Origin of the sequence: Streptomyces sp. SM11, from assembly GCF_002910905.1 — a bacterium.
In the GTDB taxonomy this organism is placed as follows: domain Bacteria; phylum Actinomycetota; class Actinomycetes; order Streptomycetales; family Streptomycetaceae; genus Streptomyces.
The window spans coordinates 121055-137557 of sequence record NZ_NEUE01000212.1 but is presented as its reverse complement, the minus strand read 5'-3'; the positions used below and the strand labels follow the sequence as shown (position 1 = coordinate 137557).

The window sequence follows — 16503 nt, the reverse complement described above, 5'->3', positions numbered from 1 at the left end:
CATGACGAGCGGTCGCCTCGTACGGCGTTCAGTACCACGATCGATCAATCACGAACCGAGGAAGACCGGACTCACCACACCGCAGGCGTCCGTCAACGCGGAACAAGCTCAGCCCGGCTTGTTCGTCGAGGGATTGACTGAAAACAGCAACCGCCCTACGCACAGGCAAAGTTGCCGCATAGAGTGCACCGACGGACCGACTGGCTCGATCTAACTGCCCCGTTCTTATGGGCAGATGCTCTGGTCCGGCCTTACATGGGGGCGCCGGCCAGCGTCTGATGCACAGCATTGCCGCGATTCCTCTCCAGTGCTCATTGAGTGCTGGGTCGAGGGTTCGATCGCCCCACCGAGGGCGTGCACATTCCGACTTGAAAGGTCGGCCGTGGCGCGGGCGTCGCGGCCGCAGTAGGCAGGGGCGGGAACTTGCGGAACAAGGCACTGGTGAAGTCGTACCGGGATCGAACATACGTCTCGACGACGATGGTGCGGCACGGCGGGACGACTGTGGCCTTCGCCATGGACGATATGCGACGGATTCACTACAGCGTGCTCGACCTGGAACAGACGCAGCCTGGCAAGGGGGAGCTGGACGCGGCGTACTGGAACGCCGAGCCGACACTGCTGCGCTTCCCGTCGGAGATCGTGGACCCGTACACGGACGTTCCCGCCGTGTATGGCATGCCAACGGTCAAGTCCGGTGGAACGGCCGAAGTTCGGCCGCAGGACCTGTACGGCGCGGAGACGGATCCGTTCCTGTCGAGCACCGCGCGGCTCACGGCGGCTGTGCCTGTCCAGGTCGTCTCGGACGGCCGGTACATCCTGGTGTTCCGGCAGTCGGTGGCTGCCGGAGAGCAGGGCGCGGTGTACAGGACGTCGGGGAACGGGCTGTCGGGCGATGCCGCCCTGGGAGCCGCGGGGGCGAAGGCCGCAGCGGACGCGTCACTGCTGTGCGACCGGTTCGTGTTGGTCGGATCCGTGCTGAAGCCGGTGGTGCAGTCCCGTTACCAGCGCTCCCGCAGCAAGTACCTCCCGGCGGCGGGCGGCACCGACACGCTCGGGACCCGCGACATGGACGGCAAGCAGTTCTACGAGCCCACCACCGTCCTGTCGTTCGTGCCCAGGCTGACCGGCGGCGGGTTCGCGGTGCTGCTGCTGCCGACCGAGGTCGAGGGTGTCTCGCGCTGGCAGCTGTTCGTCAACAACGCCGTCGGCAAGCGCATCGAGTCGTTCAACTGCGAGCGCACCTCCAACGGCCTGTTCGACATCGTCGGCACCCAGCTGTACACCAGCCCCGATCCGCGGTTCCGTAAGTCGGTGCTGGAGCGGGAACCCGGAACCGACCCGAATACCGGGCGACCGCTGGTGCCCGTACCAGCGACGTCCGACCGGGCCGGCACGGCGCTGCGCTTCGACGCCGGCACCGTGTCCGAGGTGAGAATCGGCACCGGCTCCCTGCCCGCGCCGGGCGGCGGGGCCACCTTCGAGGTATGGGTGAAGGCCACAGCGCCGGGTGGCACGGTGTTGGCGTCCCAGGACGACAGCGCCCCCACCGGCTTCCGCCTTGGTCTGAACAGTCAGTACCAGCCGTACGCCGCGAACGGTTCCAGCGGCTGGCAGCTGACCAGCGGTCCGGCCCTCGCCCCTGGCGCGTTCGCGCATCTGGCCCTGGTCGTCGACGGCAAGCAGGCGGTGCTGTTCATCGACGGCGTCGAGACCGCCCGCACCACGGTGCCCACCCTGCCGGTACCCGCCTCCGCGGTCCTGCTCGGGCGGACCGGCACCTGGGACGCAGCCAGTGCCCTGAGCGGCGACATCGACGAGGTCCGGATCTGGAACCGGGCCCGGAGCGCCGCCGACCTCGCTGACCGAGGCCGCCGCCTGCTGGGCACCGAAGCCGGCCTGGTCAGCTACCTGCGCCTGGACGAGGGCTCCGGCACCATCGCCGCGAACATGGTCGACCGGCGCCGCGATACCACCGTCGACCGCGCCGTTTGGGTTGGCTCGGACGCGCCCGTGGGCGACGGGCCGGGCCTGTCCCGCGACATGCTCGCCGTCAAGGGCCGCGAGGTCGTCGGCGGGCTGACCGCGACGCTCTACTACCAGCAGGAGGAGCAGCCCTCCGGCTACGGTGTCGTCGCCACCGAGAAGCGCCAGGCCCGGGTACTGCTGGCGTGTGCCACCTCCGGCCCGCCCCCGCAGGGGGGCGCGGCGGGCCGCAACCACCTGTGCGCGCTCGATTTCGCGCTCGGCCGCGGCGGTCGGCTGGCCTCCGTGCCCAGGGAGTTGAAGCTCGACGCGATCGGTGCGCCGGAGCCGACCAGGGACCTCGACCGGCTCGCCGCTGCCGAGGCCAAGGTCGCCGCCGCCCGCACCCGGCTCGGAGCGGACCAGAAGCTCGCCGACGACCTCCCGGCCACGCTGAGTTACCTTGCCGAGATCTGGCACATGGGCTTCCGCCGGGCGCAGCGTGACCAGCTGGCCCAGAGCGTGCTGGAAATGTGGATGGCGCAGGCGCGCCTGGCCCAGGACCGGGCTGAGGTGGCGGCGTCCGAGGCGGAGTTGGCGACGCTGTCAGGGGGAATGAGGGGCGGCGCGGACGTGGTGCTGCCGATGCCGAAGGTCGCGGTCGACCGGGCGGGGCTGAGCACGTACGGCGCGCTGCTCTCCTTCGCGTGGACCGACAGGGCGCCGTCCTTGCTGGACAGTGCCAACGGCGACGTGGTGCTGTATTACGCGGGTGCGGACGGGCAGTTCTTCTCCCTCTACTACCCCACAACCGTGTCGCGGGCGACCCGTAGGATCGCCGTGAGCGTCGGAGCCGTGTCCCTTGTCTCGCGTGACCCGGCCGCCCGGCCGGTGGACTTCGCGGTCACCGTCACGCCTGGCAGCACGGCCGAGGTGTGCACGGTCGAGGTGGCCTCGGGAACGGTGAGAGAGCGCTTTCCCGACGTGCCGCGCGCGGTGGGTGACTTCGCCCGGGTCCTCAACGGTCGCCGGGCAGGTGGACCGCTGCTGGGACGGGTCGCCACGGCGCGGGACGCGGTGGTGGAGCTCGCCGAGCCGCTGACGCGGAGCCTGGCAGCCGGTGAGGCCGTCGCGATCGGCGGACGTCTGCGGACGGTTGAGACGGTGGCCGCCACCGGCAGCAGGAGGATCACACTGACCTCCGGCGGGCTCGCCGATACGAGCGGTGTGAACGTGCACGGGATGCTCTACGACTACGCGCGGGCGACCTGCACCGTGCCGGGCGTCTCCCTGGCCGCGGGTTCGCGGATCGTAGGTGCCTCCACCACCGGGGTCGCCGCCGACCAGAGAGTCCCCGACGGGACCGCGGTCGAAGGCGCACAGCCGCTGTTGCCGCGCTGGCGCGGCAACGCTCCCGGCCGGGCCCTGACGTTCGGCAGCACCAACCAGCACCTGACGCTGCCCCAGGCGCAGTGGCCGAAGATCGCCCCGGAGGGGGACGTGACGGTGGAGGCGTGGGTCAGACCCGCTGCCGTGGACGACCAGAGCCGCGTCTGGCACGCCAACACCGGGCAGGTCCCGTACTCGCTCGCGCTGGAGGAGGCGTCGGCGACCAGCGCGATGCGGGCCACCGGGACCGGCAAGGTTGACATCGGCAAGGAAATCCCCCTGGCCGGAAAAAGCTTCACCATCGAAGCCTGGGTGCGCCGGGATGCGGGCACCGTTGTCGCTCCGATCATGCACAACATGGATGTTCAGGGGGATTCCGCGCTGGCGTTCAGCATCGCGCCCGACAACCGGTTCATAGCCGGGTGGGGTACCACCGATTCAGATCTGCTGGTCGGTGGCCAGGACGACTATGGCTGGCACTGCTGGTCGCTGGTGTTCGACGCGCCCACTCTCCGCCGCACTCTGTACTGCGACGGCGTTCAGGTCGCCCAGGACACCGCCCGGACCGCCTACCACGGCGGCGGTAAGACCGCTCTGTGTGTGGGCACAGGCTGGTTCGACGAGATCCGGGTCTGGGGGCAGGCCCGCTCCGCTGAGGAGGTCAAGGCGTTGGCCAGGCGGCGCCTCACCGGACGTGAGAAGGACCTGCTGGCCTACTGGACGTTCACCGACGGCGACACCACGGACCGGACCGGGAACGGGTACAACGGAACCGGGAGCGGTGGGTACTCCATCGAGGCGTCCGCGCCCTGGAGCTTCCGGGTGGCCGCCGTCCTGGGTTCCCAGGCGGTGGTCAGCCAGAAGGCGTTCCCGCTCGCGGACTGGTCGCACGTGGGGGCAGCGTTCCGCCAGGACTGGGCGTTGAAGCTGGACGGCACCGGCTATCTGGACGCCGGCGGGCCCGACGGCCTCGACCTCGCCGGGGACTTGACCATCGAGGCGTTCGTGCAGATCGACGCGTTCGGAGGCCCGCAGGGACTGGTGAGCAAGGGCGCGCTGGAGACCGGGGCGGGCGACGCGGTGCCGTACGCGTTCTACGTCGACTCCGATGGGCAGTTGGCCTTCAGCTTCGAAGGCGGCGACGGCCGGGACAAGTCCCGGCAGACGTTCAGATCCGGGACGACGGTGCCGAAGGGGCAGTTCACCAAGGTCGCGGTCACCCGCCGGGCCGCCGAGGACAAGGAGGGTGCTGCCGGGATCCGTTTCTACGTCGACGGCCGGCTCGTCGGCAGCAATCCGTTCACATACAAGGGCGCCAAGCCGGTCGGCAATGACGCGAACTGTGAGATCGGCCGGTTCCGTGTCCGCACCGATGCCTTCGGGCTGCGCGGCACCGTGGCGGAGGTGCGGATCTGGTCCACCGCCCGGCCGGTGGACCACATCGGCGTGCCGATCGCCGCCGACGCCGAGGCACTGGTCGCCTGGTGGCGCTTCCCGGAGCGTTCCGGCGCGGTCACCGCGGACGCCTGCGCCACCTATCCCGCGCAGATCCGTGGTGCGGTGCGGGTCCGCACCCCCGACCCGGACGGCAACCGGATCACCCTATACCACAACGGCGTCCCTTCCACCGCTGTGTCCAACTTGAACGGTCCTCTGGCGGACTTCGGCGCCCAGCAGGTCGTCGTCGGCGCGATGCAGCGTTCCGACGGCAGTTGGGACGATCTACTGAACGGCGGCCTGGACGAACTGCGGGTGTGGCGGACCTGCCGCAGCCAGGAACAGATCCTCGACACCATGTTCACCCGCCTGCGCGGTGACCAGAAGGACCTGCTCGCCTACTATGCGATCGACCCCGACTCGGCAAAGCCCGGGGCGAAGGTGCTCGACGCCGGGCCGGCCGGCTGTCACCTGTATCCGTCGAACTCGGCACCGGGCGTGGCGATCTCGCACGCGCCGATCAGCGACGACACCGCCGAGGTGCGCTCCGCGCTGACCGGGGCGCGCACCGTCTTCCAGAGCTCCATCGACGCCACCCCGCACGCCGGGGAGTACGCCGACCTGCAGAGCGACAGCGAGGGCCTGCGGTTCGGCGTGATGAAGCGCGCCTACTCCTCGATCCGGGACGGCGCCTGGACCCTGACCACCGGGTTCAAGGTCGGTGACCTGGCCACCACCTGGGTCGGCCAGGCCCAGTTCGCCCCCCAGCTGGTCGGCTACCTCGAGGGCGCACCGCCCGTCCCCTCCGAGAACCTTGTCAAGGGCACGGCGGACACCTACAAGGACGCCTCCTCGGTCAAGTTCGTCCAGGCCGACACCGTCACCCACACCCTTGCCTCCGAGAGCAAGACCAGCTTCGACGCCTCCGCGAAGGCATTCCTCAAGGCCACCATCAGCAACGACACTTTCCTGGTCACCGCCCCGCTGGGCGTCGGCACCGCGACAGCCGCCACCGCCGGCACGCTGAACATCGGCGGCAGCGTCGAGTTCAAGACCAGCGGCGGCTGGAGCAACGACGTCCAGGTCACGCAGGGCGCCACCACCACCCGCACCAGCGAGGTCAATCTCACCGGCCACTGGGAGCCCGACGACGCCAAGAGACAGGTCAACCCCGCCGTCGGACGGCGCTGGGCACCGGCCAACACCGGCTTCGCGTTCGTCCAGTCCGACACCGCCGACCAGTACGCGCTGCGCCTCAAGCACAACGGCGCGCTTGTCGCCTACCGCATGGTCCCCAACCCCGACATCCCCCGGGACTGGAACATCATCCCGTTCCCGATCAACCCGCAGTACACCAAGCAGGGCACTCTCGACGGTCTGATCGGCTGCGCCCCCGACCCGGCAACCGGCGTGCTGAAGCCCTTCCCCGACCCGGACTTCCCCAACGCCGGGGACGGAAACGCCTACAGCTTCTACCGGCCCCGCGAGGCATATGCACTCAAACGCCGCATCGAGCGCGAGGAACTACAGCTCCAGGGCTTCTACGACTCCGTCAGCACCAACCCCACGACGCCCGACCCGGTCGCCGCGGCCGCCGACCGCACCCTCAACGGCATGATCGGCGGAAGCGGCACCAGCACCGGCGTAGCTTCCCGGAGCGCCGGTGACGCCGGGGCGGCCCGCGCCGCGGCGAAATCCGCCGCTCGGCGCAACATCGCCAACACGTACGTGTGGACCGCAGCCGGCGGCCTGTTCTCCGAGACCACCAGCACCACCGATCAGGTGACGCAGACCACTGCCGGCGACTTCAGCGTCTCCGGCAGCGCCACCTACAGCGAGGACATCGGCTTCGAGGTCGCGGGCATCGGCCTCAGCGCCGGCTTCGAGATCACCCTCGGAGCCGGGTACAGCATCACCCGCCGCAAGACGAAAGAATCGCAGCGCACCTTCGCCCTGGAGGTCGCCGCCAAGCCCGGCTCCGACCTCCAGAAGCACGTCGCCGGGGAGCCCGTCTTCGACGCCACGAACCGGCCGGAACTGGTTCCCGGCCGGGTCGACGCCTACCGGTTCATGACCTTCTACCTCGACACGTCCACCGACAACTTCGAGGACTTCTACGGCAAGGTCGTCGATCCCGAATGGCTGGAGAAGGACATGAGTCCGCATGCCAGGGAGCTCGCCCGCGCCCGACAGAGCGACCGCAAGCCGCCGTGCTGGCGCGTCCTGCACCGCGTCACCTACGTCAGCCGCGTCCTCGACACCACCTCCGGCTCCACCGGCTACGCCAAAGCGCTCGGCGCGCTCGGCATCACCAGCGACCACCAGCTCTTCACCAAACTCCAGCCCCACCTGGCCGGCTCCACCGGCACCCTCGCCGACCTGACCGCCGCCACCACGGCCGCGCTCAGAACGCACTACCCCGCCCTCGTCCCCCACACCGCCACGATCACCGAACGCCTCGCCGGCTACCACCAACTCCCCGACACCAAAGACCCGCTGGTTCTGCCCGCCCTCATCACACCCACCACCCCCCCGGCCTCACCTGCCACCACCCCCACGGCACCCGCGCCCGCGCAAGCCGCCCTCACTCTCTCCGCCCCGACCATTTCCCAGGGCACCTCGATCAGCGTGGGCTACACCATCGCCCCGGAACTCGTCATGCCCAAGAACTGGGTCAGCGTCCTTCCCACGGGCGCCGCGCTGAACTCGGGCTCCAAGGGCTGGCAGTACGTCCCGGACGCCGGCGGCACCGTATCCATCCCCAACTCCGAGAATCTCCCCGTCGGCAGCTACCAGCTGTGGATTCTGGCGAACGACGGCTACGTCCCCCTCGCCGGCCCTTACGACCTGAAGATCCTCTGACAGGCCGCCGAACGGGGAGGCCCTGGGCACCGCCTCGGCGCGGCACCCAGGGCGGGCGGCACGGCAGACGCCGACCATCCCGGCGACGACCACCGTCCGGACGTGCTGCTGAACCTGCCTGCATGGCAGGGTCAAGGCCCCGCTGCGGCTAACTGACCCGGGAACGCGTCCTCGACATGCTCACAGGGTGCGTCCGGGCGCCGGGCACGACAGGGACGCTGACGCGCGTCATGGCGCGCAGCTGTCTGAACCGCGGTGCGCGACGGGCTCGAGGACGATGTCAGCCGCACGGAAGGTGATGGCGCCACCCTGCCGAGCAGAGCGTCACAGACGCAGTCGCCCCTCTCCTGGCACCCACCCGCCATGGAGGCGGGACCCACCGGACCAAGGCCGTGGGAGCAACAACCACAACTCCCTCTCAGGCGATCGCCACTAAAGGCCAGGTCAGACGCACCTACAAGTGCGTTGCCACATCTGACAGCGGTTCAGTACCGCACGGCGCGCGGCGAATACCGCACGGAAAGCGGCCGCGAAGACCACGTTTCCGCAGGTCAGAACGTTTCCGCAGGTCAGAACGTTTCCGCAGGGTAAATCTGGTGGGGCGGGTGGGACTCGAACCCAAAAGAGAGACGCACCTCACCTGCGGAAACGTCGCAGAGGCGGACATTCACATCCTGCTGCGTCCTGCTCCGTCCTCCTCGATCCCTGGTGACGGCACTGCCGTGCGGTACGTACCGCACGGCTACAGGGCACCCCGGGGCCCGCAGTGTGAGACGGTCCGCCCGGCGTATCCGCTTGAAGGCAGCCAACCGCACGGCTCACCCACAGTGCATGCTGCCGACTCCGTTACCGTCTCTCCCCTTGCCCGGCGCAGTCACGCTCCGTATCGGCCGGGCCCGGGGAGCCGCAGGCTTACTGGTTCTGGCTTCCTGGCGACGCAAGTAGCAGAGAGACTCAATGAAGCTACTGTCGACGGGGACCGGTGGGGCGGGCATCGCTCGTTCCTCCTCCATTGTTGGGGGCACTGTTTCATGTGCCCCGGACAGGCGGCGCCGAGCGGAGTTGGTGGCATGCGATCGGGCCCGGGATGAAGGGCGGCGAAGCGACGTAGAATCGGTATCCGATATCGGTTTCGTCACTGCCGGGCAGGCAGGGAAGGCGGGTTGAGGGTGCGGGAGTTCCAGCGGGGCGCTGTGCGGCTGCACATCCTTCATCACGCGGCCGAGGAGGAGATCCACGGCGCGTGGATGACCGAGGAACTGGCCTCTCACGGGTACCAGATCAGCCCCGGCACGCTGTACCCGACGCTGCACCGGCTGGAGGCCGACGGGCTACTGGTCTCTGAGCAGCGAGTGGTGGACGGCCGCATGCGGCGGGTGTACCGGGCCACCGAGGCCGGAAGGAAAGCCCTGGCCGAGGACCGCAGGGCGCTCAAGGAGCTGGGCCCACGAAGTCCTCGGCGACGACGCGCCATAGGGCAGTGCGCCGCTCACCCCCCGACCGGCTCCGCCGCTGCGCGGGTGACGGCGGCGCTGCGGTGCAAGCGCGCGTCGATCGAGTAGACACCTGCGCCGACGATGAGCAGGAAGAGGCTTCCGCACAGCTGGGCGAGGTCGGTGCGGGACTCGTGGATGAAGTCCCACCAGCCTGACTCGCCGGCAAACAGCGTGGCGTCGCCCCACAGGATGGACAGCTTGGTGATGAGCAGGGCGCCGAGCATGTTGACCACCATCGGTGCGGCGGCGAGCCGGGTGAGCAGCCCTGCCAGGATCAGCGCGCCGCAAAGGATCTCGAAGGCCCCGTCCAGGGGGCCGAAGAATCCGGGGAGGGGATGCCGGCCTTGTCGAACCGGCCGGTGCCGAGGTCCTCGGGGTAGAGGAACTTCTGGATGCCCTCGAAGAGGAAGACCGCGCCGACATAGGCACGGATGAGGACCACCGCGGCGGGCGCGTTGGTCGAGGTCAGCCGAGTCTGCCAGGTGCTGAGCCGCGTCATATGAGGGTGCCCTTCTGCCTTCGCGGTGTATCGGAAGCCGATATCGTCCCGCGGGGCAGGGCACCAGGGGTTTCACGCCGTTTCCGGGCGCGCCGAAGGCTCCTACGACGCTTGACGGGAGATCACCGCGCGGCGGATGCCATAGGCGGCAGCGCCGACGGCCAGCACAGCCGCCCCGGAGATCACCGAGGAGATCGGAAGAGCGAAGGCCAGGACCATGCAGCCGGCCAGCCCGACGACGGGGATGATCCGTACGGGACGGCCCTCTTGCGGGGTGAGCGTCCACGCGGAGGCATTCGCGACGGCGTAGTACGCCAGCACGCCGAAGGAGGAGAAGCCGATCGCCCCACGCACGTCCGTGGTGGCCGCGAGCACTGCCACCACGGCGCCGACCGCGAGTTCGGCGCGGTGGGGCACCTTGAACTTCGGGTGGACGGCTGCCAGCGCGTGCGGCAGGTGCCGGTCGCGGGCCATGGCGAGGGTCGTGCGGGAAATACCGAGGATCAGCGCCAGGAGCGAACCGAGCGCGGCCACGGCGGCACCGACACGTACGACCGGGGCCAGCCAGTCCACGCCCGCGGCGCGCGCGGCGTCCGACAGCGGCGCGGTCGCACCCGCCAGCTCCCTCGGCCCCAGCACCAGCAGGACGGCGACGGCGACGAGGGCGTAGACGGCCAGGGTGATACCGAGCGCGATGGGGATCGCCCGGGGGATGGTGCGGGACGGGTCGCGGACCTCCTCCCCCAGGGTGGCGATACGCGCGTATCCGGCGAACGCGAAGAACAGCAGCCCCGCCGCCTGGAGCACGCCACCCAAGGTGGCATCCGAGCCGATGTCGAGGCGAATGGTGTCCGCCTCGCCGGAGGTGAGCATGGCGACGACCACGGCGGCCAGCACCGCCAGGACGACCGCGACGATCGCACGTGTGAGCCATGCCGACTTCTGCACCCCGGCGTAGTTCACCGCGGTCAGCGCCACCACCGCCGCAACCGCGACCGCGTGGGCCTGACCGGGCCACACGTAGGAGCCGACGGTCAGGGCCATGGCCGCGCAGGACGCGGTCTTGCCGACCACGAAGCTCCAGCCAGCGAGGTAGCCCCAGAAGTCGCCCAGCCGCTCGCGCCCGTAGACGTAGGTGCCGCCCGAGGCCGGATAGCGCGCGGCAAGCCGGGCAGATGACGTCGCATTGCAGTAAGCGACCACCGCCGCGAGGGCCAGGCCGAGCAGCAGCCCGGACCCGGCCGCATCCGCCGCCGGAGCGAGCGCGGCGAAAATGCCCGCCCCGATCATCGCCCCCAGGCCGATCACTACCGCATCGACCACCCCCAGCCGTCGCCGCAACTCCTCCGGAACCGCTGCTATTGATGGCTGCCTACTCATGGCCCACTCCCTCGGCAGCGGCGCCGCAGACACGTGACGGAACCCGATATCGGCATACGATATACGGGCTGCGACCAACTGGCTCCGGCGGTCCACGCTTCTCCGGAGCAAGGTCGAGAAAGGTCCGCGAGAGCATCTCGGAGCGTCGATCGACTGTCACGACTCGGTATCACTCAAAAAGAGGCAGGGGGCTGTTCTCCAAGACGCATGTGACCTTATGGCGGGCCCTCAGCCGACCTCCGCATCCGTTGCCGACGACTTCGAGCGCCGTCTCCCCGGTCGCGGACCGGGAACCACTGCTCATCGGCAGCACCACTGACCATCGGATGGGAGGTGGCGAGATCGCTCTACGCGGGTCAGGACTCCCACACCGCGACGACGGACGGCCTGGGTACCGTTCCTGGTCCGTCGGGCCAGGCCGAACCAGGGTTCTCCGTGGTGGCGCCGTCGGTTTCACCCGGGTGCTGGGCGGCGATGAGGATGCGGTCGTTGGTGATGATCGGGCCGCAGGTCTCGGCACCCTTGGGGACGGTCAGGAACTGCTTGATGTGGCCCCGGTGGGGTCCCGTGACCGGGACGGCGAAGAGGCCGTCGTTGGCGCCGAGGGCGGCACCGTCGGTGGCGAGCCAGAGGTTGCCGTGCTCGTCGAAGGCGATGTTGTCGGGGCAGGAGATCTGGCTGACCTGGCTTTTATCGAAGCCAGCGAAGTAGGTGGAGGGGTCCTTGGGGTCGCCGCAGACGAGCATGAGGCGCCAGTTGAAGGATGTTGCGGCCGCGTCTGCGCGGCGTTCGTCGAGTTCGAGGATGTGGCCGTGCTTGTTGCCGTTGCGCGGGTTGGCCTCGTCGGGGCCGGTCTTGCCGGCGGCTCCTCGGTCCTTGTTGTTGGTGAGTGCGACGTAGAGGCGGCCCGTGTGGGGATGGGGCTCGACGTCTTCGGGGCGGTCCATCTTGGTGGCGCCCACCTATCGGCGGCCAGGCGGGTGAAGACGTAGACCTCGTCGGCGGCCATGCCTGCGACGAGGGAGGTGTTGCCGGTGACAAGCGGGATCCAGGTACCTGAGCCCGCGAAGTCGCCGTCCTCGGGGAGGATGCCGGTGCCGTCGATCTCGGCGAGTGGGCTGTCCCCGGTGAACTTGGCGAAGCAGAGGGTGCCTTCGTCGAGGAGGCGGAGGTTGTGCTCTCGGGCGGCCCGGCTCTTGCCCTTCTTGAACCGGTGGGTGGAGACGAACTTGTAGAGGTAGTCGAAGCGCTCGTCGTCACCCATGTAGAGGGCGACCCGGCCGTCGCTGGTCAGGCGGGGTTCGGCGGCCTCGTGCTTGAACCGGCCGAGGGCTGTGCGCTTGCGCGGTACGGAGTCGGGGTCGTACGGATCGATCTCGACGATCCAGCCGTGCCGGTTGGCCTCGTTCGGTTCCTTCGCCAGGTCGAAGCGGTCGTCGAAACGCTCCCACTTGCGCTGGCTGGCTCCGGTCGGCAGGCCGTAGCGGGCCAGGCGCTGCCTGGCGGTCGGGTCCGTGACAGAGGCGGCGTTGGCGAAGCACTGGTTGAAGTTCTCCTCGCCTGACAGGGCGGTGCTCCACGGAGTGACGCCGCCGCCGCAGTTGTTCAGCGTGCCGAGGACGGTGCGGCCGGTGGGGTCGGCGCTGGTCTTGAGGAGGTCGCTGCCGGCCGCCGGGCCGGTGAGCTCGAACGGGGTGGTGGCGGTGACGCGACGGTTGAGGGCGTCGCCGTTGATCGGCCACAGTCGGCCGGAGCGTCGATCGGTGCGGACGCTGAGGACGGTCAGGCCGTGGGCGGCCCAGGCGATCTCGACCTGCTCGCGGGTCGGGTTGGCGGAGTCGTAGCCGAAGAACATGATCTCTTCGTTGGTGTACTCGTGGTTGACCACGAGCAGCTGGTCGCCACGGCAGTGCGCCGGGAGGTCGAGCAAAGCCATGTAGTCGCAGTTGTAGCCGAACTGTCGGGACTGGGCCGCGACGCTCTGGCGGCGGGCGTCGAAGCGGGGCGCGCCGCGCAGGACGGGGTCGCCCCAACGGATGACGACTTGCTGGGCGTAGCCGACGGGGACGGTCACGGCGTCGGCGGTGTTCGGCGGCACCGCTTCGAAGCGCAGACCGCGAGGCAGGCGGCCCGCACCCCGGTCCGGACCGCGGTGGGCGGCGGAAGTGGTGGGCTTGCCGGACGCCACCGCGGGTGTGGCGACCGCCGTCCCGGCGGCTGCGGCGAGGGCGAGGACCGCTCCGCTTTTGAGTGCTCCGCGGCGTGACACCTGGTGGACGATGTCGCCGAAGTAGGTGTTGAGCGAGCGGTTCGGAGCCTCGTGGGAGCAGGCGTCGCCACACCGGTAGCGGCAGGTAAGAGCCGAGCGTGCCGTGTTGTGGCTGGGCAGCACGGGCAGGTCCACTCTTTCGGCCACGCGGCCGGGGTGGCGAAGGTCGGACGTTGACTGGGAAGGGCTCCGTGTGCGTAAACATCATCATCCGTCTATAGAGATGACTAGCTATCATTCATGCTCGATGAGGCCCTCGTACACCCCATGTTCATATAGGCGGACTTCGATGAAGGAGTCCGAACGGGGTGCGCTGCGCACCTGATGCAGACAGCCGGGTGTACCGGCAGACACGAGGGTCGAGAGTCGTGAACATTTCCACTTCGTTGCGCCGGGCCAAGGCTCCCTTGGCTCTGACGGCTGCTGTGATGTTGGCCGCGAGTGCGTGCGGCGGTGCTGACGCCGGTTCAAGCGGTGAGGGCGGCGACAAGCTGTCCGGGACCGTCAAGGTGGACGGGTCGAGCACGGTGGCCCCGCTGTCCACCGTGGCTGCCCAGCTTTTCCAGCAGGCGAACCCCGGCGTGAAGGTCACGGTCGGCACGTCCGGCACCGGTGGTGGCTTTGAGAAGTTCTGCGCCGGCGAGACCGACATCTCCAACGCCTCCCGGGAGATCAAGGACGAGGAGAAGGCCCTCTGCGAGAAGAAGGGCGTCAAGTTCGAGGAGTTCTCGGTCGCCAACGACGGCCTGTCGGTCGTGGTGAGCAAGGACAACGACTTCGTCGAGTGCCTGACTGTCGAGCAGCTCAAGAAGATCTGGGAGCCCGGCTCCAAGGTGAACAACTGGAACCAGGTCGACCCGAAGTTCCCGAACCAGAAGATGGAACTGTTCGGCGCGGGCACCGACTCGGGCACCTTCGACTACTTCACCGACGCAATCAACGGTGAGGAAGGCGCCTCACGCACCGACTACAACCCGAGCGAGGACGACAACGTCACCGTCCGCGGCGTGTCCGGTTCCAAGGGCGGTATCGGCTACTTCGGCCTGTCCTACTTCGAAGAGAACAAGGACAAGCTGAAGGCCCTCAAGATCGACGGCGGCGGCGGCTGTGTCGCCCCCGGCATTGAAACGGTGCAGACCGGCACCTACACGCCGCTGGGCCGGCAGCTGTTCATCTACCCGAAGGCATCCTCCCTGGAGAAGCCCGAGGCTGAGGCGTTCGTCGAGTACTACGTCGAGAACAGCGCCGAGATCGCCGAGAAGGCGCAGTTCGTGCCGCTCAACGCTGAGCAGCAGAAGGAGCTGGAGAAGGACCTCGCGACTCTGCGGGAGCAGCACTCCTGATGAGTTCCACCCTCTCATCACGGCGGGCCGCTTCAGGAAGCCCCGGCTTCCTGAAGCGGTCCCAGCCGCGCTACGGCGAGAAGGCCATCAAGGTTCTCCTGGTGACCGCCTCCCTGGTCTCGGTGCTGACCACGATCGGCATCGTCATCGCCCTGATCCCCCCGGCCGGCGAGTTCTTCTCCAAGGTCGACTTCGGTGAGTTCATCACCGGAACCAACTGGGCGCCCCTGTTCAAGCCCGCCTCCTTCGGCGTTCTGCCGCTCGTCGGCGGCACCCTGATGGTCACGCTCATCGCCCTGCTGGTGGCCGTTCCGCTGGGCCTGGGTGCCGCGGTGTACCTGAGCGAGTACGCGAACAAGCGCGTGCGGAAGATCTTCAAGCCTCTGCTCGAGGTTCTCGCGGGCATCCCCACGGTCGTCTACGGCTTCTTCGCCCTCAAGGCCATCACCCCGGTCCTGCAGAGCATCTGGCCCGCAGGTGACGGGCCGCAGATCTTCAACGCCCTCGCCGCAGGCTTCGTCATGGGCATCATGATCATCCCCACCATCGCCTCGCTCGCCGAGGACTCGATGAGCGCGGTGCCACGCGCGCTGCGCGACGGCGCGTTCGCCCTCGGCTCCTCCCGCATGCAGGTCTCCACCCGCGTCGTGTTCCCCGCCGCGCTGTCCGGCATCGTCGCGGCCATCGTCCTCGGTATCTCCCGGGCGCTGGGCGAGACGATGATCGTGGCCATCGCGGCGGGCGGGCAGCCGAACCTGTCCTTCAACCCGCTCGAAGGCATGCAGACGATGACCGCGTTCATCGCCGCGGCCGGCATCGGCGACCTGCCCACCGGCTCGACCGGCTACCAGACCATCTTCGCCGTGGGTGCCCTGCTGTTCGTGATGACGCTGGTGATGAACCTGCTGAGCATCCGTCTGGTGCGCAAGTACCGCGAGGTGTACGAATGAGTTCCGAAGTTATCGACCGCGACGCCGCCCTCCACCAGGACGCTTCCCGGCTGAAGGGCAAGGGAACCTCTCTGCGCGAGCGGGTCTTCCACCTGAGTCTGTGGGGCTCGCTCGCCGTCGCCGTCGTCTTCCTCGCCTCGCTGCTCGCCTACGTGCTGAGCGAGGGCTGGTCGCGGCTGGACCCGCGGCTGTGGATGAACTTCCCCGACTACATCGACCCGACGCAGGGCGGGGCCCAGTCGGCGATCATGGGCACGGTCTGGGTCATCGGCTTCACCGCCCTCTACTGCCTCCCGACCGGCATCCTCACTGCCATCTACCTGGAGGAGTACGCCGACCCGGACAAGTGGTGGAACCGTGCGATCGAGATCAACATCCAGAACCTGGCTGCCGTGCCCTCGATCGTCTACGGCATCCTCGGCCTCGGCATCATCTCCCGCGGCCTCGGTTTCGGGCAGACCGTGCTGACCGCGTCCCTGACGCTGTCCCTGCTGGTCCTGCCGGTGGTGATCATCTCCTCCCGGGAGGCGATTCGCGCGGTACCGCAGTCCATCCGGCAGGCGTCGCTCGCCCTGGGCGCCACGCAGTGGCAGACCATCTGGCGCCAGGTCCTGCCCGCGGCTGTTCCCGGCATGGCCACCGGTTCGATCCTTGCCCTGTCCCGTGCCATCGGCGAGGCGGCCCCGCTGCTTCTGCTCGGCGGGCTGACGTTCATCACGTTCAACCCCAGCGGCGTGCAGAGCCAGTTCACCGTCCTGCCGATCCAGATCTTCAACTGGATCAGCCAGTCCCGTGCCGAGTTCGTCTCGCTCGCCTCCGCCGCGATCGTGATCCTGCTGGTGATCCTGCTGGTGATGAACTCCGTGGCGATCTGGCTCCGCAACCGCTACTCCCGCACCTGGTGACCGCCATG

At 68.8% G+C, this 16503-nt stretch carries 7 protein-coding genes and 2 pseudogenes; 5 read left to right on the top strand and 4 right to left on the bottom strand.

The features are described 5' to 3' along the window. Positions 1-423 precede the first annotated feature (423 nt). The gene (locus tag B9S58_RS21220) at positions 424-7653 is read left to right on the top strand and encodes a LamG domain-containing protein (protein WP_146063544.1); all 7230 of its coding nucleotides are present in this window, start codon (positions 424-426) and stop codon (positions 7651-7653) included. A 1163-nt stretch (positions 7654-8816) separates the two neighbouring features. After that, positions 8817-9129, top strand: a pseudogene (locus B9S58_RS21215) (PadR family transcriptional regulator). Between the two features lie 13 nt (positions 9130-9142). Here B9S58_RS21215 and B9S58_RS39290 read toward each other — a convergent pair. From B9S58_RS39290 to B9S58_RS21200, 4 genes and pseudogenes are all read right to left on the bottom strand, one after another. Further along, a complete protein-coding gene (locus B9S58_RS39290) occupies positions 9143-9373 on the bottom strand; it encodes a hypothetical protein (RefSeq protein ID WP_258044802.1) in 231 nt (76 codons plus the stop codon). 50 nt (positions 9374-9423) lie between these two features. Continuing rightward, complete coding sequence (locus B9S58_RS39285; RefSeq protein WP_258044801.1) at positions 9424-9648, bottom strand: hypothetical protein; 225 nt, start codon at positions 9646-9648, stop codon at positions 9424-9426. Between the two features lie 102 nt (positions 9649-9750). Then, positions 9751-11028 carry an APC family permease gene (locus tag B9S58_RS21205; protein WP_103533677.1) on the bottom strand — a complete coding sequence of 426 codons (1278 nt, stop codon included), beginning with the start codon at positions 11026-11028 and terminating at the stop codon, positions 9751-9753. A 356-nt stretch (positions 11029-11384) separates the two neighbouring features. Beyond that, a pseudogene (locus B9S58_RS21200) lies at positions 11385-13444 on the bottom strand (PhoX family phosphatase). Between the two features lie 221 nt (positions 13445-13665). Between B9S58_RS21200 and B9S58_RS21195 the strand changes: the two are divergent. From B9S58_RS21195 to pstA, 3 genes are read left to right on the top strand one after another with little or no spacing between them, the layout of a single operon-like run. Next, on the top strand, positions 13666-14640 hold the full coding sequence (locus B9S58_RS21195) for a PstS family phosphate ABC transporter substrate-binding protein (RefSeq protein ID WP_103533676.1): 975 nt from the start codon (positions 13666-13668) through the stop codon (positions 14638-14640). Beyond that, entirely contained in the window at positions 14640-15590 is a 951-nt protein-coding gene (gene pstC / locus B9S58_RS21190) for a phosphate ABC transporter permease subunit PstC (RefSeq protein WP_103533675.1), read from the top strand. Before B9S58_RS21195 ends, pstC begins: the two co-directional genes overlap by 1 nt. Next, a complete protein-coding gene (gene pstA / locus B9S58_RS21185) occupies positions 15587-16495 on the top strand; it encodes a phosphate ABC transporter permease PstA (protein ID WP_103533674.1) in 909 nt (302 codons plus the stop codon). Before pstC ends, pstA begins: the two co-directional genes overlap by 4 nt. Positions 16496-16503 lie beyond the last annotated feature (8 nt).

What these genes read in the sequence shown, in the direction of transcription:
- pstC (WP_103533675.1), top strand. Translation starts at nt 14,640, where the DNA reads ATGAGTTCCACCCTCTCATCACGGCGGGCCGCTTCAGGAAGCCCCGGC.
- pstA (WP_103533674.1), top strand. Translation starts at nt 15,587, where the DNA reads ATGAGTTCCGAAGTTATCGACCGCGACGCCGCCCTCCACCAGGACGCT.
- B9S58_RS39285 (WP_258044801.1), bottom strand. Translation starts at nt 9,648, where the DNA reads ATGACGCGGCTCAGCACCTGGCAGACTCGGCTGACCTCGACCAACGCG.
- B9S58_RS21205 (WP_103533677.1), bottom strand. Translation starts at nt 11,028, where the DNA reads ATGAGTAGGCAGCCATCAATAGCAGCGGTTCCGGAGGAGTTGCGGCGA.
- B9S58_RS39290 (WP_258044802.1), bottom strand. Translation starts at nt 9,373, where the DNA reads ATGCTCGGCGCCCTGCTCATCACCAAGCTGTCCATCCTGTGGGGCGAC.